Annotated in this window: 26 protein-coding genes; 7 read left to right on the top strand and 19 right to left on the bottom strand. The window is 65.7% G+C overall.

The window, feature by feature from the left end; translation table 11 throughout:
• Positions 1-9: 9 nt before the first annotated feature.
• From AC1MEM_RS20425 to AC1MEM_RS20400, 6 genes are all read right to left on the bottom strand, one after another.
• Positions 10-651, bottom strand: coding sequence for a hypothetical protein (locus AC1MEM_RS20425; RefSeq protein ID WP_499473630.1), 642 nt, complete (start codon positions 649-651; stop codon positions 10-12).
• A 16-nt stretch (positions 652-667) separates the two neighbouring features.
• Complete coding sequence (locus AC1MEM_RS20420) at positions 668-1,528, bottom strand: hypothetical protein (protein ID WP_499473628.1); 861 nt, start codon at positions 1,526-1,528, stop codon at positions 668-670.
• An 89-nt stretch (positions 1,529-1,617) separates the two neighbouring features.
• Positions 1,618-1,983: a VOC family protein gene (locus AC1MEM_RS20415; RefSeq protein WP_499473626.1), complete on the bottom strand. Its 366-nt coding sequence runs from the start codon at positions 1,981-1,983 to the stop codon at positions 1,618-1,620.
• Between the two features lie 53 nt (positions 1,984-2,036).
• Positions 2,037-2,828 carry a 2-oxo-tetronate isomerase gene (otnI, locus tag AC1MEM_RS20410; protein ID WP_499473624.1) on the bottom strand — a complete coding sequence of 264 codons (792 nt, stop codon included), beginning with the start codon at positions 2,826-2,828 and terminating at the stop codon, positions 2,037-2,039.
• 309 nt (positions 2,829-3,137) lie between these two features.
• On the bottom strand, positions 3,138-4,538 hold the full coding sequence (locus AC1MEM_RS20405; RefSeq protein WP_499473622.1) for a DEAD/DEAH box helicase: 1,401 nt from the start codon (positions 4,536-4,538) through the stop codon (positions 3,138-3,140).
• Between the two features lie 209 nt (positions 4,539-4,747).
• Positions 4,748-5,527, bottom strand: coding sequence for an inositol monophosphatase family protein (locus tag AC1MEM_RS20400; protein ID WP_499477711.1), 780 nt, complete (start codon positions 5,525-5,527; stop codon positions 4,748-4,750).
• A gap of 175 nt (positions 5,528-5,702) precedes the next feature.
• Between AC1MEM_RS20400 and AC1MEM_RS20395 the strand changes: the two genes are divergently transcribed.
• Positions 5,703-6,464: an RNA methyltransferase gene (locus AC1MEM_RS20395; protein ID WP_499473620.1), complete on the top strand. Its 762-nt coding sequence runs from the start codon at positions 5,703-5,705 to the stop codon at positions 6,462-6,464.
• Positions 6,465-6,560: 96 nt separating this feature from the next.
• On the opposite strand, the gene AC1MEM_RS20390 is transcribed toward AC1MEM_RS20395, so the two are convergent.
• The 10 genes from AC1MEM_RS20390 to AC1MEM_RS20345 form a co-directional block, all read right to left on the bottom strand.
• Positions 6,561-7,394, bottom strand: coding sequence for an acyl-CoA thioesterase (locus AC1MEM_RS20390; protein ID WP_499473618.1), 834 nt, complete (start codon positions 7,392-7,394; stop codon positions 6,561-6,563).
• A 160-nt stretch (positions 7,395-7,554) separates the two neighbouring features.
• Positions 7,555-8,283, bottom strand: coding sequence for a methyltransferase family protein (locus tag AC1MEM_RS20385; RefSeq protein ID WP_499473616.1), 729 nt, complete (start codon positions 8,281-8,283; stop codon positions 7,555-7,557).
• On the bottom strand, positions 8,280-9,005 hold the full coding sequence (locus AC1MEM_RS20380; RefSeq protein WP_499473614.1) for a methyltransferase domain-containing protein: 726 nt from the start codon (positions 9,003-9,005) through the stop codon (positions 8,280-8,282). The genes AC1MEM_RS20385 and AC1MEM_RS20380 overlap by 4 nt, the downstream gene beginning before the upstream one ends.
• A 78-nt stretch (positions 9,006-9,083) precedes the next feature.
• Entirely contained in the window at positions 9,084-10,031 is a 948-nt protein-coding gene (locus AC1MEM_RS20375; RefSeq protein WP_499473612.1) for a DUF2145 domain-containing protein, read from the bottom strand.
• Positions 10,031-10,498: a hypothetical protein gene (locus tag AC1MEM_RS20370; RefSeq protein WP_499473610.1), complete on the bottom strand. Its 468-nt coding sequence runs from the start codon at positions 10,496-10,498 to the stop codon at positions 10,031-10,033. The genes AC1MEM_RS20375 and AC1MEM_RS20370 overlap by 1 nt, the downstream gene beginning before the upstream one ends.
• 402 nt (positions 10,499-10,900) lie before the next feature.
• On the bottom strand, positions 10,901-12,265 hold the full coding sequence (locus AC1MEM_RS20365; RefSeq protein ID WP_499473608.1) for a dual specificity protein phosphatase family protein: 1,365 nt from the start codon (positions 12,263-12,265) through the stop codon (positions 10,901-10,903).
• Complete coding sequence (locus AC1MEM_RS20360) at positions 12,265-14,040, bottom strand: bifunctional alpha/beta hydrolase/class I SAM-dependent methyltransferase (RefSeq protein WP_499473606.1); 1,776 nt, start codon at positions 14,038-14,040, stop codon at positions 12,265-12,267. Before AC1MEM_RS20360 ends, AC1MEM_RS20365 begins: the two co-directional genes overlap by 1 nt.
• On the bottom strand, positions 14,037-14,699 hold the full coding sequence (locus tag AC1MEM_RS20355; RefSeq protein ID WP_499473604.1) for a lysophospholipid acyltransferase family protein: 663 nt from the start codon (positions 14,697-14,699) through the stop codon (positions 14,037-14,039). The genes AC1MEM_RS20360 and AC1MEM_RS20355 overlap by 4 nt, the downstream gene beginning before the upstream one ends.
• Positions 14,700-14,707: 8 nt before the next feature.
• The gene (locus tag AC1MEM_RS20350; protein ID WP_499473602.1) at positions 14,708-15,646 is read right to left on the bottom strand and encodes a phosphatidate cytidylyltransferase; all 939 of its coding nucleotides are present in this window, start codon (positions 15,644-15,646) and stop codon (positions 14,708-14,710) included.
• 4 nt (positions 15,647-15,650) lie between these two features.
• Entirely contained in the window at positions 15,651-16,259 is a 609-nt protein-coding gene (locus tag AC1MEM_RS20345) for a CDP-alcohol phosphatidyltransferase family protein (RefSeq protein ID WP_499473601.1), read from the bottom strand.
• Between the two features lie 254 nt (positions 16,260-16,513).
• Here AC1MEM_RS20345 and AC1MEM_RS20340 point away from each other — a divergent pair, with 254 nt between their 5' ends.
• From AC1MEM_RS20340 to AC1MEM_RS20315, 6 genes are all read left to right on the top strand, one after another.
• Entirely contained in the window at positions 16,514-17,035 is a 522-nt protein-coding gene (locus tag AC1MEM_RS20340) for a twin-arginine translocation signal domain-containing protein (RefSeq protein WP_499473599.1), read from the top strand.
• Position 17,036: 1 nt separating this feature from the next.
• Complete coding sequence (locus AC1MEM_RS20335) at positions 17,037-18,686, top strand: GMC family oxidoreductase (RefSeq protein WP_499473597.1); 1,650 nt, start codon at positions 17,037-17,039, stop codon at positions 18,684-18,686.
• A complete protein-coding gene (locus AC1MEM_RS20330; RefSeq protein WP_499473595.1) occupies positions 18,683-20,005 on the top strand; it encodes an alpha/beta fold hydrolase in 1,323 nt (440 codons plus the stop codon). The genes AC1MEM_RS20335 and AC1MEM_RS20330 overlap by 4 nt, the downstream gene beginning before the upstream one ends.
• Positions 20,006-20,071: 66 nt before the next feature.
• A complete protein-coding gene (locus AC1MEM_RS20325; protein WP_499473593.1) occupies positions 20,072-20,599 on the top strand; it encodes a phasin family protein in 528 nt (175 codons plus the stop codon).
• Between the two features lie 78 nt (positions 20,600-20,677).
• Positions 20,678-21,364 (top strand): TetR/AcrR family transcriptional regulator, encoded by a 687-nt coding sequence (locus tag AC1MEM_RS20320; RefSeq protein WP_499473591.1) that lies wholly within the window; start codon positions 20,678-20,680, stop codon positions 21,362-21,364.
• Positions 21,365-21,377: 13 nt separating this feature from the next.
• Positions 21,378-21,920, top strand: a complete 543-nt coding sequence (locus AC1MEM_RS20315) for an LOG family protein (protein ID WP_499473589.1) — start codon at positions 21,378-21,380, stop codon at positions 21,918-21,920.
• A 157-nt stretch (positions 21,921-22,077) separates the two neighbouring features.
• Here AC1MEM_RS20315 and AC1MEM_RS20310 read toward each other — a convergent pair whose 3' ends face one another.
• From AC1MEM_RS20310 to AC1MEM_RS20300, 3 genes are read right to left on the bottom strand one after another with little or no spacing between them, the layout of a single operon-like run.
• The gene (locus AC1MEM_RS20310; RefSeq protein WP_499473587.1) at positions 22,078-24,777 is read right to left on the bottom strand and encodes a bifunctional diguanylate cyclase/phosphodiesterase; all 2,700 of its coding nucleotides are present in this window, start codon (positions 24,775-24,777) and stop codon (positions 22,078-22,080) included.
• Positions 24,778-24,787: 10 nt separating this feature from the next.
• Positions 24,788-25,219, bottom strand: a complete 432-nt coding sequence (locus AC1MEM_RS20305; protein WP_499473585.1) for a phosphate ABC transporter substrate-binding protein — start codon at positions 25,217-25,219, stop codon at positions 24,788-24,790.
• 8 nt (positions 25,220-25,227) lie between these two features.
• Complete coding sequence (locus tag AC1MEM_RS20300; protein WP_499473583.1) at positions 25,228-26,475, bottom strand: hypothetical protein; 1,248 nt, start codon at positions 26,473-26,475, stop codon at positions 25,228-25,230.
• Positions 26,476-26,697 lie beyond the last annotated feature (222 nt).

Below are 26,697 nucleotides of genomic sequence, written 5' to 3'. Positions count from 1 at the left end.
GATAGGCTCTCAGGCCGGCTTCGGTGCGCCGGCGCGGTGGGTGTCGATGTCTTTGATGTGCGTGTGGATCTTGCCGAGCGCAAGGACGATCGGTGCTGCCTGGCCGGTGGCGGCCGCACCAGCCAGGCTGAGCAGGCCCCCGACCAGGCCCGTCACGTCTCCGATCAGCGCGATCTTGCGGATCTTTTCCGCCGCCGCGCTCGTGAGCGCCACCACTCCCTCCTGCGACTTGCCGAGCGACTTGACGATATAGGTCGCGGCATCGGCATACAGGCCGTTGGCGCGCTGGCGCAGCAACAGCTCGTCTTCCAGCAGGGCGCGTGCAGTCGCCTGCACATGGGCCGGCACGATGCCGCCGTCATAGGCGCGGATGTCGCGCATGATGCGCTCGTGCAGCTGGTCGGCGCAGGCCGATAGCTGGTCGGCCAGCTCGACGATCTGCTTCACGCTGGCCAGGCCGCCGTTGCCGCCGGCCGGGGCCGGGGCGGGCGAGCGGATGACGGCGCCGTCGCCGCTGCCTGCCGTGGTGGCCGCCGGCGACTCCGCCGGACTCGCGGGGTGCTGCGCCGTTGCCACGCTGGCGACCGCACCGGCGAGGGCGTCGATTGCCGCATCGGCCGGGTCGACCGTTACCTTCGTTTCGTTTCCCATGCTGCCTCCGTAAAAATCAATTGGCCGCGAGGCCTTCGTGGATCACCCGCAGGTCGCGTCCATAATTGCCGAGCAGGCGCTTGACGTCTTCCTGCGTCAGCTTGTGCAGGTTTTCGCGCAGCTTCTGGTGCCCGAGCGCCACCTTGGTCAATCCCTGCAAGGCCAGGTCGTAGCGGCGGTCGATCAGCTTGTATTCGCTCGCCTTGTTCAGGTAATGCACCTTGGCCAGGGTCACCAGCATGCGTTCGTTGCTGCCCCGCGTGATCGGCAGCTCGACGTCGAAGATGCCGAGGATCGTCTTCTTTTCGTTCTCGTTGGTCTTGTAATACAGGCGGGTGAGCGAGATCATCGTTTCGAGCAGGGTCTGGACGTCGGCGTCGCCGTCGCGCACCATGGTCTCGACGCTGCGGTTCTGGTAGCCGGAAGCGATCACCCGCGTCAGCAGGCGGGTGAGGCCCGTATAGGCGGCGATATGGCGCTGCTGCAAGCCCGATTCGGTATTGGCTTTCAGGCCGTTCCCGAGGTCGTCGATGCGCTCGGTCAGGTCGTAGCGCGTGTCGCCGGCGAGCAGGCTGAGCGTCTGCATGTAGAGCACGACGGCCTTTTGCACGCTGACGAAATCTTCATACACGGCGCGCCGCTTGGCGTCGTTTTCGCGCGCCAGTTTGTCGCTCGAGGCGGGCAGGTACGGCTGTTCGCGCTCATAGGTATCGCGGTAGCGGCGCGACAGCTCGGAATAGCCGCCGAGCCTGGCCGAAGCATCCGCGAATTCGCGCACTTCCTGCAGGCTGACGGGCCCGCCGGTGGAGGCGCAGCCGGCCAGCAGCAGGTTCAGGCCGAACAGGCAGATGGCGAGGGCAAGGCGGAATGTTCTCATTGGGTCCTCTCGAAGCGGCAATGATGCCGGACGGAAAGACCCTATTCTGGCGAACGCCGCGCGCGGCGACGTTGCATTGGATCAACTAATCAAGCGACGTTGGCCGCGTCGAAGTGGGGATTTTCGATGATTCCGAACAGGTTGCCGTACGGATCGCGCACAGTCGCGACCTTGATGCCGTCGCCGACATCCGCGAGCGCAGACTCGACCGTCGCGCCGAGCGATTCCAGCCGCGCCAGTTCGGCTGCGGCGTCGGCCGTGCCCCAGTAGGCCGTCGCGCCGGCACTCCCGGGCACGCCATCGGGCACCAGGCCCAGTTCAAAGCCGCCGACCTCGAAGCCGACATAGAAGGGCTGCTCGAAATAGGGCGCTTTATCGAGCACGCGGCGGTACCAGTCGGTCGCCTCCAACAGTTGCGTGACCGGATAGATGACGGTGCGCAGTCCCTGGATCATGATGTTCTCCTTATTGGTAAGGAAACAATGGTGCCCCAGCTGGCGCAGCCTGTCTAGCCCAGGGCCGCCGTGGCCGGGGCGCCGCGCCAGCCGAGCCCCTCGAGCGTCCCCGCGGCCGGGTTGTATTCGCAGCCGATCCAGCCCTCGTAGCCCAGCTCGTCAAGCAGGCGGAACAGGTAATGGAAATTGATTTCGCCCGTGCCGGGCTCGTGCCGGCCCGGGACGTCGGCCAGCTGGATGTGGCGGATCACGGGCAGCAGTTCGCGCAGGCTGTTGCCCAGGTCGCCTTCCATGCGCTGCATGTGATAGATGTCGAACTGCAGGAACAGGTTGTCCACGGCGCACTCGGCAATGATGGCGGCGGCCTGGCGCGAGCCGGTGAGGAAATAGCCCGGCATGTCGCGGTCGTTGATCGGTTCGATCAACAGGTTCACGCCTTTTTCTTTCAAGGCCGCTGCCGCGAAGCGCAGGTTCGACACATACGTGGCGTGGGCGCGCTCGCGCGGCACGTTGGGCGGCAGCTTGCCCGCCATGCAGTGGAGTTGCTTGACGCCGAGTTCTTCTGCGTAATCGAGGGCCAGTTCGACGCTGTCCTGGAACTCGCCGATACGGCGCGGATCGCAAGCCATGCCGCGGTCGCCCGCCGCCCAGTCGCCGGGCGGGAAATTGTGCAGCACGAGCTCGAGGTGGTAGCGCGCCAGGCGGCCGGCGATCCATTCCGGTTCGCAGGCATACGGGAACAGGAATTCGACGGCATCGAAGCCGGCCTCGCGCGCCGCGGCGAAACGGTCGAGAAAGCTGAGCTCGGTGAAGAGCGTGCTCAGGTTGGCGGCGAATTTGGGCATGGCGGTCTCGAATGTTGTCAGCCCGTTATCGTAGCACCGTGTCGATCGGCGCGCCGGGGACGCCCAATCGTGCGGGCGACGTAGGGTGGGCGGCTCCACCCGGGTGTTCGATCATTGGCGACGTCTGCGCCGCCCACGCGTTCAACGCACGTGTGACATGGCGCGAGGTTTCCGGAGCCGGTTGAACGCGTGGGCGGCGCATCCGCAGCGTATGCGCAGGCAGTGGCGTGGAGCCGCCCACCCTACAGGTCAGCACAAATAAAAACAGCCCGGCAAGCCGGGCTGTTTTCCATTCACCTGCGTGACGGCTTAGCGGCCGCGGCCGCCCGTGCGCGGCGCGGACGCCGAACGCGGGCCATTGCCATTGCCGCCACGGCCAGCGCCGCCGCCGGCGGCAGCCGGACGGCCACCGCCATTGCCGGCCGGACGCGCACCGGCGGCAGGCGCCGCGCTGCGAGGCTGGCCCTGGCCGCGGCCACCACCACCCGGACGGCCGCCACGGCCGCCATGGCCCGGCGCGCCGCTGCGCAGCTGGATCGGCTGGGCCTTGGCGTTCATGTCCGGCTCGAAGCCCGGGATCACGTGACGCGGCAGCGTCTGCTTGATCAGCTTCTCGATGTCTTTCAGCATCTGGTGCTCGTCGACGCAGACCAGCGACACGGCTTCGCCGGTGGCGCCGGCGCGGCCGGTACGGCCGATGCGGTGGACATAGTCTTCCGGCACGTTCGGCAGGTCATAGTTGACCACGTGCGGCAGCTGGTCGATGTCGATGCCGCGCGCGGCGATATCGGTTGCGACCAGCACCTGCAGGCTGCCGTCCTTGAACTCGGCCAGGGCCTTGGTACGGGCGGTCTGGCTCTTGTTGCCGTGGATCGCCATCGCGCCGATGCCGTCCTTGCCGAGCTGTTCGACCAGCTTGTTGGCGCCGTGCTTGGTGCGCGTAAACACCAGCACCTGGCTCCAGTCGTTTTCCTTGATCAGGTGCGACAGCATCGGGTGCTTCTTGTCGCGGTCGACCGGGTGGATCTTTTGCGAGATCACTTCCACGGTCGAGTTGCGGCGTGCGACTTCGATTGAGGCAGGGTTGTTCAGCAGCTTGTCGGCCAGGGCCTTGATCTCGTCCGAGAAGGTGGCCGAGAACAGCAGGTTCTGGCGCTTCGGCGGCAGCACGGCCAGCACTTTCTTGATGTCGTGGATGAAGCCCATGTCGAGCATGCGGTCGGCTTCGTCGAGGATCAGGATTTCGACTTTCGACAGGTCGACCGTGCGCTGGCCGACGTGGTCGAGCAGGCGGCCAGGGGTGGCGACGAGGACGTCGACGCCTTGCTTCAACAGCTTGATCTGCGGGTTGATGCCGACGCCGCCAAAAATCACGGCCGAATTCATGTTGGTGTACTTGCCGTACAGGCGCACGCTTTCCTCGACCTGAGCCGCGAGTTCGCGGGTCGGGGTCAGGACCAGGGCGCGGATGGCGCGCGGCGAGTTTTTACTTTTCTGGGCTGCGCCGACCGCGTCGGTCGACAGGCGCTGCAGCAGCGGCAGGGTGAAGCCGGCGGTCTTGCCGGTGCCGGTCTGGGCGCCGGCGAGCAGGTCACCGCCGCCGAGCACGGCGGGAATGGCTTGCGCCTGGATCGGGGTAGGCGTGGTATAGCCTTGTTCAGTGACAGCACGAACGATAGCGTCGGACAAGCCGAGGGTAGCAAATGACATAGACTCTTCTGGTGAGGTTGATCCGCCGCGGCGCAAGCGGCGCCAGGAGCGGAAGAGGTGCAGGGCGTCGGGGCCACGCAAAAGCGCGGTCAGCCGTCGAGCCGGAGCATTATAGTGATTTTGTTGCGCAGTGGAAATGCTGGGGTGAGGGGCTGCCACCGTGTGCACTGCGGGTCACGGTGGCGAGCAAGACCGCTATTTTACGCGAATTACGCGAACGGGACCATCAGCGGGACCATCTGTGCGAATACCTTCGGGCCGGCGGCCATGATGTCGCCCTTGTTCAGGTACGAGGACTCGCCGTTGAACTCGCCGCAGATGCCGCCCGCTTCCGTCACCAGCAGCGAACCGGCTGCGATATCCCAGATTTTCAGGCCCTTCTCGAAGAAGGCGTCGACGCGGCCGGCGGCGACGTTGGCCAGTTCCAGCGCGGCCGAACCGCTGCTGCGCACGCCATGGCAGCGCGAAGCGACGACTTCGTACATGCGCAGGTATTCCGCCAGCGCGCGCGGGTCGGGGCCGTGGCCGGCGGCGATCAGTGCCTTGCCGATGCGGTCGTGGTTCTTGACGCGGATGCGCTTGTCGTTCAGGTAGGAGCCGGCGCCCTTGCTGGCGGTGAACAGGTCGTTGCGGACCGGGTCATAGATGACGGCCTGGGTGATCACGCCCTTGTGCTGCAGCGCGATCGAGATGCAGAAGTTCGGGTAGCCGTGCATGAAATTGGTGGTGCCGTCGATCGGGTCGATAATCCAGACATACTCGCTGTCGTCGTTCAGGTTGCGCGACGCGCCCGACTCTTCGGCAAGGATGGCGTGGTCGGGGTAGGCTTTCAGCAGCGTTTCCACGATTGCCTGTTCCGACGCCTGGTCGACATCGGTGACGAAATCGTTGTGTTGTTTTTCAGAGACCACGATACGGTCGATGTCGAAAGACGCGCGGTTGATGACGGTGGCGGCGCGGCGAGCGGCCTTGATGGCCGTATTGAGCATTGGATGCATTGTGCTTTTTCCCTGAAAAAAACGCTGACGCCCACGGGGCGTGAAGCACCATGGACGGTCGAGTATGGATTGAATTAAAGAGCAAAGCGGCGCCGAACCCGTTAAAATTCCGGCCCTTGATGCCAGAAATTCAATTGCTCGTCGCCGCGCGATAGCGCTATTTTAAATGAACCCGCCAAATTCCGACACGTCTCTTTTCAATCGCCTGCCTCATGGGCTACGTTTCGTTCTCGTCGAGACCAGCCGCGCCGGCAATATCGGTTCGGTCGCACGTGCCATGAAGACCATGGGTTTTACGGAACTCGTCCTCGTCGCGCCGCGCTGCGCCGATCCCCTGAATGACCCGGAAGCGGTCGCCTTTGCCAGCGGCGCGATCGACGTATTGCAGAACGCACGCATCGTCGGCAGCATCGGCGAGGCTTTGGAAGGCTGCAATTTCGCCGCCGCCGTCTCGGCCCGCCTGCGCGAATTTTCGCCGCCGGTGTGGACGCCGCGGTCCTTCGCCGGCCACGCTGCCGGCCAGGGCGAGGTGAAGGCCGCGCTCATCTTCGGCAACGAACGCGTCGGCCTGCCGAACCAGATCGTCGAGAAGTGCAATGTGCTGATCAATATTCCCGCCAATCCAGCCTATTCCTCGCTGAATTTGTCGCAGGCGGCGCAGGTGCTGGCCTACGAATGCCGGATGGCGGCGATCGCCGATGAGGTGCCTGACACGCCGGTCGGATTCCACGGCGACGCCGCCAGCCTGACCGAGATCGAGGGCATGTATGCGCACCTGGAAGAGGCGCTGGTGTCGATCGGCTTCCTGAATGCGGACAATCCGAAAAAGCTGATGCCGCGCCTCAAGCGACTGTTTTCGCGCACGCAGCTCGAAACCGAAGAGGTCAATATCTTGCGCGGAATTGCGCGCCAGATCCTGAAGCGCTGACGATTTCCCCCGATTTGATGTTCAAACATACTATGTTGATGGCGCCGGTGCACCTCTGACTTGTGATCCGGCGCCAGGGCACATGCGCTCCCCGGCCTATTCCTTGAAATAGACCACCTGGTGGCTCGTCGCCAGCAGTTCGCCGGATGCGCTCCAGACTTCGGCGCTTTGGTCGAAGAAGCCCTTGCCGAAGCGTTGGGCCCTGGCGCTGCCGAGCAGGTGGGCCGTTCCTTGCGCCGCCAGTGCCGCGGCATCGGCATGGAAATACGTGGTCAGCGCGACCGTGCCCACCGGGACCCATTTCGGCCGGCGCACGAAAATGCGGGGGAAGAATGCGTCGCAGATGGCCGCCAGCGCCAGGTAGTCGAGCGGCCGCGGCGGCGCGTCGCGGATCCAGAGCCGGCTCTCCGACGCCAGCGCATCGCTGCCCGGCGCGCCGGGAATGCCGTCGATGAAGCGCATCTCGTAGGCGCCGGTCCAGGCTGCCCGCGCAATCGCCGGCGCGCGCTCGCGTTCGCGGGCCGCCGGCACGCTGGGAAATACGGCATCCTGCGCCTCCCAGGTGGCGCGCGGCAGCGCGGTGACGGCGGTGGCAAACGCGGCGACCTGTGCGTCCTGGATCAGCTCGACATGCCAGTGCTGGGTCGTGCGGTTGGTGCGTACGGCCCTGGCCTCGACCGAGAAGCCGCCATCGGCGATGGGGGCGGCGAAATGCACGGTCAGCGACACCGGTTCACCCAGCAGGGCCGGGTGGCACAGGACGGCGTTGAGCAGGGTCGCGCCGATCACGCCGCCGAAGGGCCCGACCATGTTGCCGTATGCGGGATGGGTCTGGCCGCTGAAGCTGCCGGCGCCGGCGCCAGTTGGTGCGAGGGCCGTGGCCGCGTCGAATACATGCAAGGCGCCGTCCGGCGTCGTTTCCTGGTCCATTTACGCTCTCCTGTGGTGTGTGGGCAGGCCCTATGGTGCCATGGCGCGCGCTTCGGCGCCCGGTGGCGGTCGGCGCCGCCGCAGGGAGGTGTCGATCCGCTCAGCCAGGAATAACCGGCGCGGGACTGCAAGGCAGGTGCGGAAGCGTTGAACGGCTCCCTTACGGCTTGACGTAGCCGGTCTTTTTCGCCGTCCGCACCGCGAGATAGCTGCCCAGCCAGATGACGAACGCCGTCGCCATGGCTTCCGGCGCGGGCAGGGCAGGTGGCCCGATCACCTGGTAGTCGGCCCACAGCTTGACGGCCGCCAGGGCCAGGAGCACAACGAACATGGTGTTGTACTCCTTCACCAGCACGCGGCGCCAGTTGAAGCGCATGCCTGCCACCGCCGCACGCCAGCCGCGCAGGCGCGGCACCCACCTGGCGACGCGCCGGCAGTACTGCACATATTGCGCGCCGAATTTCTCGCGCAGGAAGGCTTCTTCGGCCGCGACGATGGCAACATAGGCGTAGGTCACCAGGGGCAGCACGAGCAGGTAGAACACCAGCGAATTGACGACCAGCGCCAATCCCGCGGCCAGCAGCACGTTGCCGACGTACAGCGGGTTACGGCATTGCGCGAAGACGCCGCCCTGTACGAGCTTGCTCGCATACACCTGTCGGTTGCGCCCGCCGCGTTCGATGTATTCGAAACCGATGGTCACGATACGCAGCAACTGGCCCGCCAGGGCCAGGGCGATCCCCGCACAGTCGAGCAGCAGGTTCAAATCGGGGCTTCCCGCCGGGAAGGTAGGGCGGCCCCCGAGCAGCGCCAGGATGAAGAGGACCGGGCCGAGGCCGTTGCGGTAGCGGAAGAGGAAGTTCCCGACGCGTATATTTAGTTTGCTCATTTGATTGCGAGAAAACCTTCAAAGCATACATATTTATGGACGGTCATGAGATCCGTGAAGCCCGCGCGCCCCAGCATGTCGGCATTGCCCTGGCTGGAAAACGGCTCCATCACGCCCTTGATGCTACGCGACTTGTTCAGCACTTCCGCTTCGGTAAAACCCTTGTCCAGTTTGTATTCGACATACACCTGGCTGGCGTAATCCTGGAATCGGCCATCGGGCGCGCGCACCTTTTCGAACATGAAGAAGGCGCCGCCCCAGTTCAATGCCCGATAGACCTGGTCGACCAGCACTTGCCGGACCCGGGGTGGCAGGAACTGGATCGTGTAGTTGGCGATGATCATGTCGCAGGGCTTGAAATCGATATCGAGGACGTCGCCCTCGATGAAGGACAAACGCGGATCGCGCTCGGCCAGGCGGCTCGCGCGCTCGATCATGTCCGGCACGCAATCGATGCCGATCAGCTGCAATTGCTGTTTGGACGGATGGCGTTCCGCCAGCTGCGCCAGCATGGTGCCGGTCGAGCAGCCGATGTCATACACGACGCTGTCCGGCTTGAGGAAGAAATCGCTGTAGTAGCAAACGAGCTGATGCCCTTCGCGGTACAGGGGGATCGATTTGAGGATGTGTTCGTCGAAGCTGGCGCTGATATTCTCGAACGTCCAGCCGGCGTTGTGCTGGCTGATGTGCGCGTCGACGTATTTCTTTTCGAGTTCGTTCATGGCGTCGTCCTTCACAAGGAAAACACCAGCCTGCGGCCGTCGACGTGAAAATTTTGTTAAGGTCGGCCTCGCGTTTCCTCAGCCTTGGGCAGCTTGCGCTGTACCTTGATCTGGCTCAAGGGCGATCACCTCGTCGCCCGGCATCGGGCGGCACTCCGCTCCCAGCGGCGCCCACCCCCGGCGCACGACGATGCGTTCCCTGTCATGGCACATCTCCACCCGCCGCGCGCCAGGCAGGCGGCGCCGCACGAAGGCCTCGATCGATTCCGGCACGCTGACCTGCAGCGCCAGCGCGTAGATGTCGTCCAGCGGATGGTCGTCCACGTGTATGAGCGGCACGAACTGGCCGCCGAACATCATGGCGCGCGAAGGCACCTTCACCGGACCGGCCGTATAACCCTGCGCGCGCAGCCAGGATTGGGCCTGCACACGTGCATCGGCCGTGCCGCCCAGGTGGCCCCAGGCGCTGGCGAGGAGCTCCGCCACCCATTGATTGCAGTTCTGGTAGCGCGTGCCGAAGGCATAGGCATTCGCGCTGTACTGGCCGGCCAGGAGAGAGAGGGCGAGCGGCTTGTCGAGGGCCGCGCGTTCGAGCAGCGCGCCGTCTTCATCGGGCAGGAATACCAGCGACATGTGGCCGCGCTTTGGGGCGTCGGCCCCGAGCGCGAAGCCGGCGATGCCCTGGTCGAACAGGCGCGGGCGCGATTCGTCGCAGGCGTAATAGAGCTGGCGCACGGCCCACGGGCTGCCGGGATTGTCCTTGAGCGCAATGCCGGAGTGCGAGTACAGCAGGCCGAAGCGGCTCAGGTCGAGCCCGGCGCGCGAGACCAGCGCGACCTTGCCGCCGGCGTGTTCCAGCTCACGCTTGACGACGCCGGCAAAACGCAGCACACGGTCCTGGTCGGCAGCGGTGACCTCGTTGGCGCGCTCGCAGAAGGTCGGGATGCCGGCCCAGGCGCTGCCGCCGGCACAGAGCGCCAACGCGGCCAGGCCCAGCCGCAGCGGCAGCGGCAGCGGTTGACGCATCAGATCGCGACTTTTTGCGAGCCCAGTTCGCGGTACCAGCTGTCTTCCAGTGCGAGGAAGAAGGATTGCTTCGTGTCCGCGTGTGCGAACTCGTAGCCGTATTCCCGCTCGTTGACCTGGACCAGTTCACCTTTGGCCACGTCGCGCTGCGCCAGGGCGCGGTTCGGCACGTCGAGATAGAACTCGCGGGTGGCGCCGGCGGCGGATGCGTGCAGGGTCATGCGCGTGGTGTCCCGCTTGCCCGGTGCGGCGGCGATGTCGATCACGCGGTACTGGCCGGCGGCCACGCGTTTGTCGTCGCCCGAGCTGTTGCTCGACGCGCCGATCGAATCGGACACGCTGCCCGACGAGGCCGAACCCGCGCTGGAAGCGGAAGAAGCGGCGGTACTGGCGGCCTGGACCGGCAGGGTGCAGGCGGCGGCAAACAGGGCCAGGCAAACGGCGCGGGAGAGGGAGGTGAGGGTCATGGCAGTCTTTCGTAGTCGAGCTGAATGGCGCTATGGTACTAAGTACTCGGCCAGAAAGAAATGTGTTTTTGGCTGCCAGAACCGGCGCGTTGCTGCGTTGGCTCGTGCTTGCAGTGCTCGCACTGCGGCGCACTCGCCGCCTTGCACCGCATCCGGTTCTGTTTGCCAAAATTCACATTTATTTCTGGTCGAGTACTTAAGCCGGCGCTCCGCTGAGAAGGCTGGACGCAACTGTGCAGGCGCCTGAACGGACCTTGTGCTGGTCTGCCGCTGCCCGGGCACCGTGCAAAGAACTTTGCATCCCTGGCTCCCGATGCAAATATTGTTTGCATCCCAAGCGCTCATGCATGATTCTGTATGGTGTCCAGATGCCATCGTCAACACGCTAAAACGGTACCTCTACTACTCCGCTGATGCCCGTGCCCTGGTCGCGAGGATGTATCGGTCGAGTGCCGCCATTGCGGCTGGCGACAACACCACCCGTGGCTGCGCGGCCTTGACCAGCATGACTGCATCGTCGCGCGAGCTTGCGAACCCGCACCGACTCAACCAGGCCGCAATAACGAGTGCGCTGCGCGCGTATCCAAGCGCGCAATGCACCAGCACCGGACCGCCAGCATACAACTCGTCGAGGGCCCGCGTCGCCTCCTCGAGTCCCGAGAGCGGCGGTGCGAGGAGGTCGAGCATGGGCACGTTTCGGTAGCGCAGCCGGCGTGACTGGGGCCTCGCGATGAACTCTGCTGTCAGGTCAAGGACCGCGCACACCTGCAGTTGTTCCAGATCCTTGCGGCCAGGAGCGCGGGCGATCCAGAGCCCCGGGACGACTTGCGCGCCAGGTGCGGCGCCACGCGTCAGCCAGCGCGAACTTAACCAGGCTCCGGTCTGGTACGGAAACAATAGTAAACTCGCCGCCCATGCCGTGCCTCCGCCGCTTTTCTGAAAAATTGCGGGACCGATTCCTGCGTAGGCCAGGGAAACCAACCCCAGGGAAAGCGCAGGCCACAGGAGCACCCATGCCCAATCCCCAATCAGGATCGCGAACGCAGCAAGCGTACATGCAGTTGCGCCGTAAATGCCGGCAAGCTTGACCCGGGCGGGATCGGTGGAGCACGCCCCCCGTGCCCAGTATGGCTTGGCTGGAAATACGTACACGCACATGATTGCGACGACGATGCCGCCGATGCAGTCGATGATGCGGTGTTGAAAAGTCGTGAGTGCCGAGAGTCCGATCAGGGCAAACCACAGGTGCATCGCGCATTTCGCCCGCCCGTTCAGATGGCGCGCGTACACGAACCACAAGAGCAGCAACAGGCTGACGTGCAGGGAGGGCGCCTGGTTGAAGGGCGGATCGGCACTGGACAGGATCGCGAACAGTGCGCCGCACAGGCCTGTGCTGGGCGGGCGTATCGTGTCAAAGCGCAGCGGAAACAGGAGAAAGCACACAACCGACACGAGCGTAGCGCAGAGCAAGCGTTTGCCGTGGATGTCGAGCTCGGAGCGTTTCGTGCAAAGGAACAGTGAGGCAACATAGAACGCGTCGATGGACATATACGGGATGATCGTCCATTCGATGAACGGTATCTTCCTCTCCCAGGCAAAAGCAAACGAAGGTACCTGCGGCAGCGTGGAGGTCCAGTGCGCCGCCATACCGTAGGTAAGGAAAAAAACCGGTCCGAGGATCAGTAGCCAACGCACGGCGCGTGCGCGCAGCAATCGCCCGCTGCTTTTCCGCAGGGGCGCGGTCTGGGCGACAGCGGCCAGCCGCATCAGGTCCGCCGGGCAGTGCGGCGGCACACGGAGACGGTGAAGATGCCCCATTCGTCAACCAGCTGGTCGATTTTTTCGAAACCCGCTTGCGTGACCAGTTGATCGATTTCCCCCTGGGTCCGCCGTCTCATGACCCACGGTTGACCCTTGCGGTGACTGGTCAGCGAGCGCGCGATCATTTCCAGCTGTGGATGCCAGGGTTGCCCGGTATAAACCAGATAACTGCCTTCATCCATGCAAGCGGCAACCCCTGCCAGCGAACTGCGCACCGGGCCGTTGTCGGGAAAGAGTTCGTAGAGCCCGGAGACGACTGCAAGGGTAGGACGAGGCTCGATGGCGGCGAACGCCGCCTCGTCGCAGGCATCGCCCTGAACGACCTGCGCCACGTCTTGCAAACCCAACTGTTGAACCATCCGCTGCGCGCCCTCGATACTGCCCGCGTCATAGTCGCGCAGCGTGATGCGCTCCACGTGCTTGCGTAAAGGGGCGAGCGTTTCCAGCAGGTAGCGGCCATGCCCCGCGGCAATGTCCAGCACACGCACCGGCGTGCCCTGCGTCACGAGCCTGGCTACGGCGCTGGCAATCAAGTCCTCGATGTGGGTCTTGCGCAGCCGGATACCGCGCCACCCAATGCTGTCGAGATAGATGCGGTCGATGAGCTTGCCCAGCAGGGGCAAGCCAGTTGCACGATTGCAGTAGACGTAGTCGAGCGTGCTTCCCGAATCGAAACCGGTTTTGATGCCGAGGGCGATTCCGGCAGAAAATTTCCCTCCCAAGCCAATCGAGAACCGGGCCATGCGCCAATATGCACGGGCCGCCGGCGAGCGGGGTGCACAGTTGAGCCGATCGAATTCAGTCCTTGTAAAACCACCTTTGTCCGCGTTCGCCAAGTCCAGCGGACGTGCCGATGCTGCAAATTGTCGGGTAACAAATGCTCGGACCTTGGTGACTGCCTGCGCACGCTCCAGCTCGCCGAGCGTGTCGTGATAAAAGCCGTCCAGCACGTGGACTTCCTTGTCCGCGCTGCCAAGCTTGCGCATGAACGCATGCTGCGGCGCGTGGTGGACAACGAAGTCCGCGCCAGAAATGAGTAATTGCGTCGGAACCGTGATCGTGGCTGCGTCGGCGACAATGCGTTCGGCAGTCGAATACAGGCCTAGCAGGACATTGACCGCAATAGGACGTGTGATGAGTGGGTCGGCCTGATAGGAGGCGATGCGTTCGGGATCGTGCGTGAGGAATCGTGGTTTGACGTAGGAATTGACAAAAAATTTCTTGCGGAACCTGCTGAGCAAGGCGAGGCATGGACGTGCAAAAGGGACGTACAGCTTGACCTTGAAGGCAGGAGATGCCAATACCATGCAGCGGATTCGCGGCGCAAAATCGTGGGCCCAGGCGGCAACGGCAACTGCCCCCACGCTCTGTGCGATGACGGCCATGTTCTCGACGCCGACCCCGTACGTGCCGGCGATATGGCGAATGAACGCGTCGACGTCCTTGACGAGCGTACTGAAGTTATCGGCGTATCCGCGTTCTCCGCTCGAACGGCCGAGTCCGCGCGCGTCCCAGGCAAAGATGGCGTAATCCGCCATGTCGAGCTCGTCGGCCAGGTGTGCCATGCGGCCCCCATGTTCATGCCCCCGGTGGAACAGCACCAGGGCGCCCCGGCATGCTTGTTGTGAGCTGGGCCAGTAGCGATAGAACAGCCGCGTTCCATCGCTGCTTTCGAACCCGGCTTCCAGGAAGGGGCGCGCCCCGTGTACTCGTGCGTTCATAGGCTTTCGTGCTCGTGGGTTGAAAGGGTGTTCGCCCGCAGGCGGTGCAAGCGCTGGCTCAGGAGCGCCAGGAATTCGCTCTTGTCCAGGTTGCCGTGCAGGGCGCGCCCGACGGTGACTTTGACGACGAAGGGCAGTGGAAACACGCGTCCTTTCGGCATCGACTTTCCCGCGCCATACATGAATACGGGGACGACCGGTACCTGCGGAAACCGGCTGGCCAAGTGCCAGATACCAGATTTCAGTTTCGCCATCTGCTCCGGCTCGCCGCGCGTGCCCTCCGGGAAGAGCACGAGCACCTTGCCCGCGTCGAGGGCGCGGTAGCACTCCTCGAGCGGATCCTGTGCTCCTGAGCCACTGCTTCGCCTGACCGGCACGATGCCGACCAGGCGAAGGGAAAACCATCTGAGCCATCGATTGGCGAGGAAGTAGTCTGCCGCCGCGACCGGATGTACGTCGGCGATGCGGGTCAGCGGGAAGAGCGACAACAGGACGAGAGTATCGAAATGGCTGTTGTGATTCGCAGCGACGATCGCGGGCCCCGCCAGCGGCAGGCGCCCGGCATGACGCACCCTCAGGCCGAGCCACAGCAGCACGACGGGATAGGCAGCCATCAATACAAACATCACGCGCAGGGCACTCGCTAGCAGGCGTCGCATGGATGACCCTAGTAATAAAAGTAATGGAGGTAGTGGAAAAACACGGGGGCGGTAAAGGTCAGCGAGTCGAGCCGGTCCAGCATGCCGCCGTGGCCAGGCAACAGGCTGCCGCTATCCTTGACGCCCATATCGCGCTTGACCGCGGAGATGACGATGTCGCCGATGAATCCGGCGAGGCCGACCAGCAATCCGCTGACGCAGGCGTGGAGGCCGTTCATCGGCGTGAGCGACGGCGCCAACAGCCAGGCGAGCGCGGTGGTCGTCGCGACGCCGCCAAGTATGCCTTCGACGGTCTTGCCGGGGCTGACCTGCGGCGCCGCGCGGCGCTTTCCGCAGGCTTTTCCCCACAGGTACTGCGCGACATCGTTCAGCTGGGTCAGCACGAGCAGGTAGAACACCAGCATCTCGCCGCTCGCCTGACTGCCGGCCGCCTGTGGCAAGGTCAACAGGCAGGCCGCGTGGCTGATGCCGAAGACAATCGTCATCAGGCCCCATTGCAATGTGCTGGCTGCGCGCAGGAAACCTCTCGGGTCGCCCAGCAGGACGAGATGCAGCGGTACCGCCAGCATGGTCCACAGTGGAATAAATGTGAGAAATACCTGGTAATAGCCGAGCCCTGTCCATGTGTACTGGAGTGGAACGAGGGCATAGGCGAGCAGCAGTACCCAATGATCGCCCTTGCGTGTCGGGACCATCGACAAAAACTCTCGCAGCGCGAGAAAGGTCACAACAGCGAAGATGGCGAGGGCCAGTTTCTGGTCGACGCTGAGCGCCAGGAGGAGCAGTCCCACCAGCCACCACCAGGTCTGGACGCGCAGTTTCAGTTCGACGAAGGATTTTGCCGGATACAAGCGGATCAGGACAGCCGTGATCGCCGACGCCACAGCGAGGACGACGAACAGCGCAACGAAACCGAGGCTGAGCGGACTGGCGCCGATTTGCTGCATCGGGTTAGTCCGCCGTGCGCGCGAATGCGGCCGCACTGCGCACGCGCCGGAAGATGGTAAGGGCGAGCAGGACTGCGGCCAGGTCCAGGATGGTGTCGACGAGTGGCAGGATGGCGCTTCCCGCGCCGATCAGGAATCCCAGTATCCCGAACAGGGCGGACCTGTCGCTCTTTCCAAGCGGTCCCTCCTGCCGGCGCCCGGTCCCGGTGGCATGCCCGAGCACCCCGACGAATTCGCTCATCATCGCAAGGAACACGACGATCAGCACATCGATGGACCTGACCCCGGCCACGAAGGCAAATGGCAGGTACAAGGCGATGTCGGACACGACATCGCTCACTTCATTCAGGATCGCACCGAGTGCGCTTTGCAGTTGAAAATCACGGGCCAGCATGCCATCGAGCGCATTGAGTGCCATCCGCAGGAAAAGGAAGCCTGGGAGCAGGAGATAAGGCGCCGGACTCCTGGAGGCCACCATCCAGAACCCGTATACGAGCGACAGAAGAAGAGCAGCTACCGTGATGCTGTTCGGCGTCGCGCCACAGCGGCGAGCCAGCGGCACGAGCGGGCGAAGCAGGCTCTGGAATTGTGGTTTGAGCGAATAGAGCGTCATCGAGGTTCCCGGTGCCTGGCGGTGCTGGCGTATCTCACGAACGTATGCGAAACACGCAGCAATAAAATTGGCGTAGATCAATCTTACAAATAGTCATCTTTTCTGCGTTGTAGAATTGAGCGAAAGGGGAGGGCAGCGTTTCCGTCGACTGGTCAATCATCGCGGGTGTTTGCGGCTAGACGACTTCGTCTAATCTGCTGCTTAGGTGAACGATTCTTCTTTCGGTACACTACGAAAAACAACAAGGATGCCAGATGGAGACAAACCGCAGATCCTTCCTGAAAGCCGGCGCCCTCGGTGCGCTCGTGCTGGCCGCGGGCGGCGGCATTTACCGCGCCGTGCACACGCCGCGTCCGCAGGGTTTCGTCCTCGACGGCGAGGCGCGCGCCGCGCTCGGCGCCATCGTGCCGGCCATGCTGGCGGGCGCACTGCCGGGCGAGCAAAACGAACGGAAGGCGGCGATCGCCAACACGGTCGAGGGCGTGCATACAGCCATCTCGAACCTGCCGCTGTCCGTGCAAAAGGAAGTGCAGGACCTGTTCGGCCTGCTCGCCCTGGCGCCCGCGCGGCGCCTGCTGACCGGTGTGTCCGGCGGCTGGGCGAATGCCAAAGAAGCCGAGGTGACGGCCTTCCTGCAGGACTGGCGCCTGCACCGTTTCGCCCTGCTGCGCACCGCCTACGGCGCCCTGCACGACCTGTCGCTCGGCGCCTGGTATGCGCAGCCGGCCAACTGGGCTGCGATCGGCTATCCCGGCCCGCTGAAGGAACTGTCCTGAGATGAGCGACAAAACCATTCCCGTAAAACCTGCGCAGGGCCTCGTCCCGGACCCGATCAAGGCCGGTATCGCGCGCGGCTGGAAGATCGTCGACGCAGCCAGCCTCGAGGCCGACCGCACCCTGGAAGCCGACGTCGTCATCGTTGGCAGCGGCGCCGGCGGCGGCGTGACGGCCGAGATCCTGGCGCTGGCTGGCCTGAAGGTGCTGATCGTGGAGGAAGGCGCGCTGCGTTCTTCAAACGACTTCAAGATGCGCGAAGCCGATGCCTATCCGTCCCTGTACCAGGAGTCGGCCGCGCGCCAGACGCTGGACAAGGGCGTCAAGATCCTGCAGGGACGCACTGTCGGCGGCTCGACCACCGTCAACTGGACCTCGAGCTTTCGCACGCCCGTGCCGACCCTCGACTACTGGCGCGACCGGTTCGGCATCGCCGGCTACGACAGCGACACGCTCGCCCCCTGGTTCGCGATGATGGAAGCGCGCCTGCACGTGGGCGACTGGCAGGCGCCGCCCAACGAAAACAACGATCTGTTGAGACGCGGTCTGGAGAAGCTCGGCATCCAGCCGGGCTTCATCCGCCGCAACGTCAACGGCTGCTGGAACCTGGGCTATTGCGGCATGGGCTGCCCGACGAACGCCAAGCAGTCCATGCTGGTGACGACGATTCCCTCGGCCCTCGACCATGGCGCGACCCTGGTCACGCGCGCGCGCGCCGAGCGCTTCGTGCTGCGCGGCGAACGCGCCGACGAGTTGCTGTGCAGCGCCCTGGGTCTTGATGGCGTGGCGCCGACCGGCCGCGTGCTGCGCCTGCGCGCGAAGCACTTCGTCGTGGCCGGCGGGGCGATCAATTCGCCGGCCCTGCTGTTGCGATCCGGCGCGCCGGACCCGCACGGCCTGCTGGGCAAACGCACTTTCCTCCATCCGACACTGATCTCGGCCGGTATCTTCCCGCAGCGCGTCGACGCCTACGCGGGCGCGCCGCAGACGGTGTATTCCGACCACTTCCTGCACACGGCTGCCATCGACGGCCCGATCGGCTACAAGCTCGAAGCCCCGCCGCTGCATCCGGTGCTGCTGTCGACGACCCTGAACGGTTTCGGGCAGCAGCATGCCGCGATCATGCGCCAGTTCCCGCACATAAGCGGCATGCTGGCGCTGCTGCGCGACGGCTTCCACGCCGAGTCGCCGGGCGGCGCCGTGCGGCTGAAGGATGGGGCAGGGGTGCTCGACTATCCATTGAACGACTTCCTCTGGGACGGCGCGCGCCGCGCCTTGCTGACGATGGCCGAAATCCAGTTCGCCGCCGGCGCCAGCGCCGTGCAGCCGGCGCACGAAACCGCGCGCTCCTACGCCAGTTGGGCGGAAGCGAAGCGCGAGATCGCGGCGCTGCCGCAACGCCTGCACATGACGCGCGTCGCCTCGGCCCACGTGATGGGCGGCTGCACGATGGCGGGCGATGCGCAACGCGGCGTGGTCGCCCCCGACGGGCGCTACCGGGAATTGTCGAACCTGTCCGTGCACGACGGCTCGCTGTTCCCGACCTCGATCGGCGCCAATCCGCAGCTGTCGATCTACGGCATCACCGCACGCCTGGCGAGCGGCCTGGCGCACACGCTGACCGGCAAGCCGGCGCCGCGGGTCGTGGCATGAACATCAATGCGCGCCAGATGACGCGGGGCCTGCTGGTCCTGCAGCTGGCCAGCGCGACCGCCATCGCGCTGGCCGGCTGGCACTGGCGCGGCCTGGCGCCGGCCGCCGCGCTGGCGCTGGGCCTGGGCTGCGTCATGTTGCTGCGGCTGGCGATCAACATGAACAACTTTGTCCTCAGCGCCTGCTTCGCCAGCCCGACGCCGGCCGACTTCCGCCTCACCCTGGGGGCTCGCCTGCACCTGCTCGGCGAGGAGTTCAGGACAAGCATCCTGTGCACCTCCTGGCTGATGCCGCGCGCAGCGGCCTGCCGCAGCATCCATCCCGATTCGACCGCGGTGCCGGTACTGCTGGTGCATGGCTATGGCTGCAACAGCGGCTACTGGAGCTACCTCATGCCGCGCCTGGACCGCAACGGCATCAGCCATGCCAGCGTCGACCTCGAACCGATGGGCGGCGCCATCGACGACTACGTGCCGGCGCTGGAAAGGGCGGTCGAAGACTTGTGCGCGGCGACCGGCGCGCCGCAGGTCGCCATCGTGGCCCACAGCATGGGCGGGCTGGTGGCGCGCGCCTGGATGCGCGCGCACGGCAGCGCGCGCGTCGCGCGCCTGGTCACGCTCGGCACGCCGCACCACGGCACGCGCCTCGCGGACTTCGGCCCCGGCGCCAACGCGGTCCAGATGCGGCGCACCAGCGACTGGCTGCGCGAACTCGCCGCCAGCGAAGACGCCGGCCGGCGCGCGCTGGTCACCTCGATCTTCAGCCACCACGACAACATCGTCGCGCCGCAAACCTCGAGCGTGCTGGAGGGCGCGCGCAATATCGCGCTGGGCGGCGTCGGGCACGTGGCACTGGGCTGCAACGACCGCGTGCTCGATACCGTGATGGCGGCGCTGGATGCGCTGGCGCTGCCTGCGGAGCCCCACGATACGCTGGAGCCCCCGGTCCTGCTGCTGGTCGACGACGACCCCTTCATGCTGGAGGTGCTGGCCGACGCCGTGGCGGGGCAGGGCTGGCGCGTGGAGACGGCCGATTCCGGGCGTGCCGCGCTCGGCGTGCTGGCGCGCGAGCCCGTCGCCGTCATCGTCAGCGATCACCTGATGCCGGAGATGAGCGGCGCCGAACTGCTGGCGCAGGCGCGGCGCCTGCAGCCGGCCAGCTTTCGCATCCTGCTGTCCGGTGCGCGCGACGACCCGGCGATCGCGGCCTCGCTCGCCGGCGGCGACGCGGACGCCTTCCAGCCCAAGCCCTGGCGCATGGACGCGCTGCTGGCGCTGCTGCATGAAGGCTTTGGCGCGCAGCGGGTGCACGGCGTTTAGAATGCAGGTTGGATCGTGCAGACCCCGAATGGGTTTGGGACGATGAGGAAGCGGCATGAGGAAGCGATGACGAAAAATATCAGGGAACTCGAGCAGGAAGAAGAAGAGCTGTCGCGCGCGGTGCGCAGCTCGGCCCAGCAGATCTGGCAGGCGGGTCTCGGCGCTTTCGCCAAGGCCCAGCAGCAGGAGGGCGGGCGCGCGGGTGGACGTGAATTTACGCGCCTGGTGCGCGACGGCAGCGAGCTGCAGAAGCGCGCGCGCCAGGTCGAGGATGCGACCGACACCGTGGCGCGCAAGGCCGAGCGTTCCAGCCGCCGCGCGTCCGGCACCTGGGGCAAGCTGGAACAGGTGTTCGAGGAGCGCGTGGCGCGCGCGCTGGCTACCATCGGCGTGCCGGCGCGCAGCGAGATGGAGGCGCTGAACCACCGCATCGAGGAGCTGGAGCGGATGCTGGCCGAGCTGGCGGGCGAGCAGATGCACCGTGCCGCGAAAAAGGCAGCGGCGCCGGCCTCGAAGAAGGCGGCCGCAAAAACGGGCGCAGCGAAGGGGAGCGCCACGAAGCGCGCCACGGCGAAACCCAGGGCCGCCGAGTGAGCTGCAAGCCCGGCCGCAGTGTCGTCGAGCTGCGGTTCGATGATATGCTTGCGGACGACACCAATCAGACCGCCATCCATGCTACAGAAAGCTCCACGCCGCACCCGCGAACGCATCCTCGAGCTCTCGCTCAGGCTGTTCAACGAGTTCGGCGAGCCGAACATCACGACGACCGTCATTGCCGAGGAGATGAATATCTCGCCCGGCAACCTGTACTACCATTTCCGCAACAAGGACGACATCGTCAACTCGATCTTCGTGCAGTTCGAGGCCGAGATCGAGCGCATCCTGACGGTGCCGGCGGGCCGGCGTTCGAACATGGAAGACGTCTGGCTCTACCTGCACCTGATGTTCGAACTGATCTGGCGCTACCGCTTCTTCTACCGCGACCTGAACGACCTGCTGTCGCGTAACCGCAAGCTCGAACTCCACTTCAAGGCCATCCTCGCCCACAAGATCAAGGTCGCGCGCCAGCTGTGCGAAGACCTGCGCAGCGAAAATTCGCTCGAAGCGGGCGACCAGCAGATCGGCGCGATGGCGACCAACATGGTGGTGGTGGCGACCTATTGGCTGTCCTACGAATACGTGCGCAACCCGCGCAAGTACAGCGAGCAGCAGGCCATCGCCGACGCGCTGGCGCGCGGCTGCTACCAGGTGCTGTCGATGCTGGGGCCCTACCTGCGCGGCGACACGCGGCTGCTGTTCGAGAAGCTGGCCGAGGAATACCTCAAAAAACTGCCCGGCGAGGGCAGGGACCCGTCCTGATTAGCGAGAACTCATGAAATCGATTGCTGTCTACTGCGGCGCCTCCAACGGCGCCAAGCCCCAGTATGCCGACGCCGCGCGCAGCCTGGCGCGCGTGCTGGTCGAGCACAACATCGCCCTCGTCTACGGCGGCGGCAAGGTCGGTCTGATGGGCGTGATCGCGGACGAGGTGTTGCGGCTTGGCGGCGAGGCGACCGGCGTCATCCCGCGCGCGCTGGTCGAGCGCGAAGTCGGGCACGCCGGCCTGACGCGGCTGTTCGTGGTGAAGGACATGCACGAGCGCAAAGCGATGATGGCCGAGCTGTCCGAGGGTTTTATCGCGATGCCGGGCGGTTTCGGCACGCTGGAGGAACTGTTCGAGATGGTGACCTGGGCGCAGCTGGGGATTCATGCCAAGCCGATCGGGCTGCTCAATGTGGACGGGTTTTACGATGGCTTGATGGGCTTCGTGCGGCACCAGCAGGAGGAGGGGTTCGTCAGGCCGGGGCATGCCGGGCTGATGCAGGTGGACGCGGATGCGCACGCGTTGGTGAAACGATTACGCGAGGTTTCGTAGGGTGGGCATGCCCACGCGGACGTGGGCATTGTGTTGGCGGGATTCCGCACGCGCCGTTCGCATCATGGAAACGTGTGCGGATGATCCGCGATAGCGCGTCGGGTTTGATGGACTGTCAACATGACGAAAACGTCCGCGTGGGCATGCCCACCCTGCGTTATGCGGTCGCCAACTCCAGCGCATACGCTTCCAGCATGTCGACGATCGCATCCGCCGTTATCGGCTTGCTGAACAAATACCCCTGCATCTCGTCGCACTCGTTCTCGCGCAGGAAAGCGCGCTGCTGCTCGGTCTCGACGCCCTCGGCGATCACGCGCAGGTTCAGCTTGTGGCCGAGCGAGATCACGGCCATGGCGATCGCCTGGTCGTCCGGGTTGTCGGCCAGTTCGCTGACAAAACTCTTGTCGATCTTCAGGCGGCTGATCGGGAAGGTCTTCAGCGACGACAAACTCGAGTAACCGGTGCCGAAGTCGTCGATCGACAGCGACACGCCCATCGCCTCCAGCTCGCGCATCCTGGCCACCGACCGCGAGAGGTCGCGCATGATCAGGCTTTCCGTCACTTCGAGTTCCAGCAGTTCCGGCGCCAGGCGCGTGTCGCGCAGGGCCGTGGCGACGCGCTCGACCAGGCGCGCTTCCTCGAACTGGCGCGCCGAGACGTTCACCGACATCGTCATCTGCGGCAGGCCGGCGTCGACCCAGGCGCGCGCCTGGCGGCAGGCTTCGCGCACCACCCAGTCGCCGATCTCGACGATCAAACCGCTTTCTTCGGCCAGGCCGATGAAGCGCTGCGGCGGCACCATGCCGTGCTCCGGATGCTGCCAGCGGATCAGGGCCTCGACGCCGAACACGCGCCCGGTACGCAGGTCGACTTTCGGCTGGTACAGCAGCCGGAAGCCGTTGTCGACAGCGCCCTCGATGGTCGCCTGAACAGCGCCGCGCAGGCCGTCGAGCAGGACCAGCTTTTCCTCGACGCTGGCATTCATCTCGCGTGCGTAGAACTGGAAGTTGTTGCTGCCCAGGTCCTTGGCGCGGTACATGGCCGCGTCGGCGTTCATCAGCAGGGCGTTGGCGTCAAGCCCGTCGCGCGGGTACATCACCACGCCCATGCTGCAGCTGACCTGCACCGCCTGGCCCGACACCGCGACTTCCTCGGTGACGGCGATCCGGATCTTTTCCAGCAGCGGCGCGAGCGCCTGCGGGTCGTGGCCCTGGTCCGGCAGCAGGATCACGAATTCGTCGCCGCCAAAGCGCGCCAGCGTGTCGTTGCGGCGCAGGCAGGCACCCATGCGCTTGCTGACCACCTTGAGCAGCTCGTCGCCGGCCTGGTGGCCGAGACCATCGTTGACCAGCTTGAAGCCGTCCAGGTCGACGAACGCGAGCGCCACTGCGCTGCCCTGGCGCGCGGCATTGCTGATCGCCTGTTCGATCCGGTTGCGCATCAGGTTCCGGTTCGGCAGGCCGGTCAGCTCATCGTGGTGCGCCAGGTGGAAGATGCGTTCCTCGACCTGCTTGCGCTCGCTGATGTCGCGCACGATGACGACCACGCCGTCCTCGACCGCGACAACCTGGCGGTGCAGCCAGCGGCCGCTGGCCGGGCGCGAGGACGCCTGCCATTCGCCTTCGCGCGGCGCGCCGTCGAGCGCCACGAGCGCGATGTCGTCGAAGATGCCGTTGTCGCGGAGCGTCGGCAGCATCTCGCACACGCGCATGCCGCTCATCGTGTCGCGCGGCAGGCCCATGATGTCTTCGGCGCGCGAGTTGGTCGCCTCCACCATGAAGTCCAGTACGATCCCGCCGGGGCCGCGCACGCAGCGCAGCACGAAGAAAGCGTCCAGGCTGCCTTCGGAGGCGGCCGCATAGGTTTCCTGGGCGCGGCGCGCGCGCCGGCGCACCCGGGCCAGTTGCCAGGCCCAGCCCGAGATCATGGCCACCACCAGCAGCAGCAGCGCGCTGGCGCCGCCGGCGGCAAGCAGGTAAGTCCGGCGTTTTTCGACGAAGGGCGCGAACTGCTCGTCGCGCGACAGGCCGACCACGATCGCCAGCGGGAAGCCGTGCAGGCGCTGCACGCTGGTGTAGCGGACAATACCGTCCGGTCCCTTGTGCAGCGTGACGGCGCCGCCGGCGGCGGTGCCGAGTTCGATGCGCTGGCCCCAGGTCACGCTGTCGCCGACGCGCAGGGCGCGCATCAGGCCATCGAGGCCGGCCAGGCCCAGCATGCCGTGCTCGCCGTCGCGCGAACGCTCGTAGGCGCTGGTGAAATAGGATGGGTCGGCTTCCACGATCGCGACGCCCGCGAACTTCCCGGCGCGGTCGTTGATGCGGCGCGTGAAGTGCAGGTGCGGTTCGCGTTTGGGACTGTCGGCCATGGTCGCGCTGACGAAAGGCAGGCCGAGGTCATTGTTGCGGTGGTAAAGGAAAAAGGCGGTACCCGAGACGTCCTGCGCGTCGTCGTCCGGATTGGTGGCGGCAATACGGCCTTCGCGATCGGCGACTTCGACCACGAACACCAGGCCGGGCGGCAGCAGGCCCTGTGCGCGCAGGGCCGGCAGGGCGCCCGCGGTGCCGTTCAGTTCGACCGCGTACTTGAGCACCTTCAGGGTCTGGTCGATGCCGTACAGGCTGCGCGCCATCTGCGCTTCATAGGTTTCGACGCGCTCGAGCGTGGCCGCTTGCACCGCGCTCGCGGCGGCGGCATGGTCGGCGTCGATCACGCGCAGGGTCAGGATCCACAGGCCGATGACGAGCAGGCCGGCGAACAGGGGCAGCGAGATATGGGTGTCGAGGCCGCGTCCGAGCCAGCGGGCGAGGCGCGACCCGCGCGAGCGCCGTTCCTTCGTGGGTGGGAATGAGAACATGGAGCTCCTTTCAATGCAGCAGCAGGACCGGCCGCACCGACGGGTCCAGGGCTTCGCGTTCGATATAGCCGACCAGGGCCGGGTCGTCGGCCACCGCCTTGCGCACCTCGGCGCTGCCGGCCAGTTCGCGCGGCGGCTGGCCGCGGCCCGTAAACACCATCTTCGACCACCAGGCCTTCAGCAGGGCCGGGGTCTTGCCCGCCACGCGCAGGTAGAACTGGTCGCGCTCGGGCGATCCGATCGGCTGGTCGAGCGCGGTGGCCAGCCGCCCGTTCGGAAAGCGCGGCGCCTGGCCGAGGAAGATCGCCGCCACCTGGTCGGGCCGCAAGGCTTCCACCGGGCTGCGCGCCGAGACCACGACCACCAGGTCGTCGGCCTGCGCCCGGCCGGCGCACAAGGAAATGAGGAGGGCGGCCAGCAGCCGCGTACGTCTAAATCGCATGCCGTCCCTCAGAAAACGAAGTCGAGGGCAGCGCTGGTCACCTGCGCCGTGTGCCCGGACTGGTAGTCCGGCACCGTATTGATGAACATGCCGCGTGAGCCGCGCCTGGTCGTGACGCGCTGGTGCTGCAGCTTCAATGCCATGTTCGACGCCAGGTCCCAGCGCAGGCCGGCCCCGAAGGTCGACTGCGAGGGTACCGCACGCAGCATCGTCGCCAGCGCGGTATTGAGCGTGGCGCCGGCGGCCGCATACGGCGCCGGCAGGCCGGCCAGCGACAGGGCGGTCGCGCCTTCCGGCGGGCTGCCCCAGACGCGGGCCCAGGTGGCATATGGCGTCAGGTTGGCGTGGCGCCAGCCGGCGCTGAGGTAGGTCGAGCGCGTGCTGCCGAGATAACCGTCGACTTTGCTGCGTCCGGCTTCGCTCATCACGAACCACTGGCCCGGATCGTAGTTCAGGCCGATGCTCATGGCCGCTGCACGCTTGTCGTCGATGCGCAGGCGGCGCGCGATGTCGCGGCCCTGGGGCCCAAAGCCGTCGAGCGCGGCGAACAGCTCGCCGAACAGGTCGACCGACAGGCGGCTCGTGATCACGGAGGCGCGGGCGCTGAAGGCGCCCTGTTCGACCGTGTGCGAGAGCCCGGCGATGTCACGGCCGCGCAGGCGCGCGCCGTCGTACAGTGGCACGTCGGTGCGGCCGTAGAACACCTGGGTCGTGCTGCGCAGCGCTTCGCCGTTCCAGTGCCAGCTGAGGTCGGCCCCGTCGCTGTTACTCAGCGGCAGGACGCCATACACCTCGACCGGCGTGCGCACCCATGGATAGGCGTAGCCGACCTTGCGGTAATCGGCGGCGATGAATATCGGTAGGGCGATCCGGCCAAGGCGCAGGGCCAGCTCGGGCGTCACCTGGTATTTGATGTTGGCCCATTCCACGCGTGGCTGGTAGCTGTTGTCGGCGCGCTGCTCGGTGACGACTTGCAGCACGGCCGACCAGCGCGGGCCGAGCGCCAGGTCGACCTGGGCGCCCAGTTTGCTGTCCACATGGCGGCTCCAGCTTGCCGTGCGCCCGGCGCCGCTGCCCTTCAGGATGGAGGCGGTGAAGTCTGCCTGGCCCTCGTCGGAGTGCACGAAGCCGGCGGTGCCGAAACCGGAAAACTTCCAGGCCGGCGCCGCCGTTTCGGCGCAAGCGGCGCCGCCGAGCGCAAACAGGACGGCGCCCGCGCAGGCGGGAAGGGTGGTGGCAGTGGGTGGGAAAAACATGAATCGCTCTCAATCGGGTCTGGCCTGCGGCGGCGCGGACGGGCAGCGCGCAACAGCCTGGTCGCCGGCGGGAGCCGGCTGCGTACATCGCGCACGCCTCGGATTGGACTGTAAGCGAGCGACCCCTCGAAAGTCGATATATTTGCGAATGGAAACGGACTGGGTCGCGCTAACCGTTGTGATTCGGCAACGAAACTTGCATCGAATGGAACGCCCAGCGTG

The sequence above is a fragment of the Telluria sp. AIW5 genome (assembly GCF_056680575.1).
This window is presented reverse-complemented; position numbering and strand designations above follow the sequence as displayed.

Excerpts from the sequence above, each read along its gene's own strand:
- AC1MEM_RS20425 (WP_499473630.1), bottom strand. The coding sequence starts at position 651 with ATGGGAAACGAAACGAAGGTAACGGTCGACCCGGCCGATGCGGCAATC.
- AC1MEM_RS20420 (WP_499473628.1), bottom strand. The coding sequence starts at position 1,528 with ATGAGAACATTCCGCCTTGCCCTCGCCATCTGCCTGTTCGGCCTGAAC.
- AC1MEM_RS20415 (WP_499473626.1), bottom strand. The coding sequence starts at position 1,983 with ATGATCCAGGGACTGCGCACCGTCATCTATCCGGTCACGCAACTGTTG.
- otnI (WP_499473624.1), bottom strand. The coding sequence starts at position 2,828 with ATGCCCAAATTCGCCGCCAACCTGAGCACGCTCTTCACCGAGCTCAGC.
- AC1MEM_RS20405 (WP_499473622.1), bottom strand. The coding sequence starts at position 4,538 with ATGTCATTTGCTACCCTCGGCTTGTCCGACGCTATCGTTCGTGCTGTC.
- AC1MEM_RS20400 (WP_499477711.1), bottom strand. The coding sequence starts at position 5,527 with ATGCTCAATACGGCCATCAAGGCCGCTCGCCGCGCCGCCACCGTCATC.
- AC1MEM_RS20395 (WP_499473620.1), top strand. The coding sequence starts at position 5,703 with ATGAACCCGCCAAATTCCGACACGTCTCTTTTCAATCGCCTGCCTCAT.
- AC1MEM_RS20390 (WP_499473618.1), bottom strand. The coding sequence starts at position 7,394 with ATGGACCAGGAAACGACGCCGGACGGCGCCTTGCATGTATTCGACGCG.
- AC1MEM_RS20385 (WP_499473616.1), bottom strand. The coding sequence starts at position 8,283 with ATGAGCAAACTAAATATACGCGTCGGGAACTTCCTCTTCCGCTACCGC.
- AC1MEM_RS20380 (WP_499473614.1), bottom strand. The coding sequence starts at position 9,005 with ATGAACGAACTCGAAAAGAAATACGTCGACGCGCACATCAGCCAGCAC.
- AC1MEM_RS20375 (WP_499473612.1), bottom strand. The coding sequence starts at position 10,031 with ATGCGTCAACCGCTGCCGCTGCCGCTGCGGCTGGGCCTGGCCGCGTTG.
- AC1MEM_RS20370 (WP_499473610.1), bottom strand. The coding sequence starts at position 10,498 with ATGACCCTCACCTCCCTCTCCCGCGCCGTTTGCCTGGCCCTGTTTGCC.
- AC1MEM_RS20365 (WP_499473608.1), bottom strand. The coding sequence starts at position 12,265 with ATGCGGCTGGCCGCTGTCGCCCAGACCGCGCCCCTGCGGAAAAGCAGC.
- AC1MEM_RS20360 (WP_499473606.1), bottom strand. The coding sequence starts at position 14,040 with ATGAACGCACGAGTACACGGGGCGCGCCCCTTCCTGGAAGCCGGGTTC.
- AC1MEM_RS20355 (WP_499473604.1), bottom strand. The coding sequence starts at position 14,699 with ATGCGACGCCTGCTAGCGAGTGCCCTGCGCGTGATGTTTGTATTGATG.
- AC1MEM_RS20350 (WP_499473602.1), bottom strand. The coding sequence starts at position 15,646 with ATGCAGCAAATCGGCGCCAGTCCGCTCAGCCTCGGTTTCGTTGCGCTG.
- AC1MEM_RS20345 (WP_499473601.1), bottom strand. The coding sequence starts at position 16,259 with ATGACGCTCTATTCGCTCAAACCACAATTCCAGAGCCTGCTTCGCCCG.
- AC1MEM_RS20340 (WP_499473599.1), top strand. The coding sequence starts at position 16,514 with ATGGAGACAAACCGCAGATCCTTCCTGAAAGCCGGCGCCCTCGGTGCG.
- AC1MEM_RS20335 (WP_499473597.1), top strand. The coding sequence starts at position 17,037 with ATGAGCGACAAAACCATTCCCGTAAAACCTGCGCAGGGCCTCGTCCCG.
- AC1MEM_RS20330 (WP_499473595.1), top strand. The coding sequence starts at position 18,683 with ATGAACATCAATGCGCGCCAGATGACGCGGGGCCTGCTGGTCCTGCAG.
- AC1MEM_RS20325 (WP_499473593.1), top strand. The coding sequence starts at position 20,072 with ATGACGAAAAATATCAGGGAACTCGAGCAGGAAGAAGAAGAGCTGTCG.
- AC1MEM_RS20320 (WP_499473591.1), top strand. The coding sequence starts at position 20,678 with ATGCTACAGAAAGCTCCACGCCGCACCCGCGAACGCATCCTCGAGCTC.
- AC1MEM_RS20315 (WP_499473589.1), top strand. The coding sequence starts at position 21,378 with ATGAAATCGATTGCTGTCTACTGCGGCGCCTCCAACGGCGCCAAGCCC.
- AC1MEM_RS20310 (WP_499473587.1), bottom strand. The coding sequence starts at position 24,777 with ATGTTCTCATTCCCACCCACGAAGGAACGGCGCTCGCGCGGGTCGCGC.
- AC1MEM_RS20305 (WP_499473585.1), bottom strand. The coding sequence starts at position 25,219 with ATGCGATTTAGACGTACGCGGCTGCTGGCCGCCCTCCTCATTTCCTTG.
- AC1MEM_RS20300 (WP_499473583.1), bottom strand. The coding sequence starts at position 26,475 with ATGTTTTTCCCACCCACTGCCACCACCCTTCCCGCCTGCGCGGGCGCC.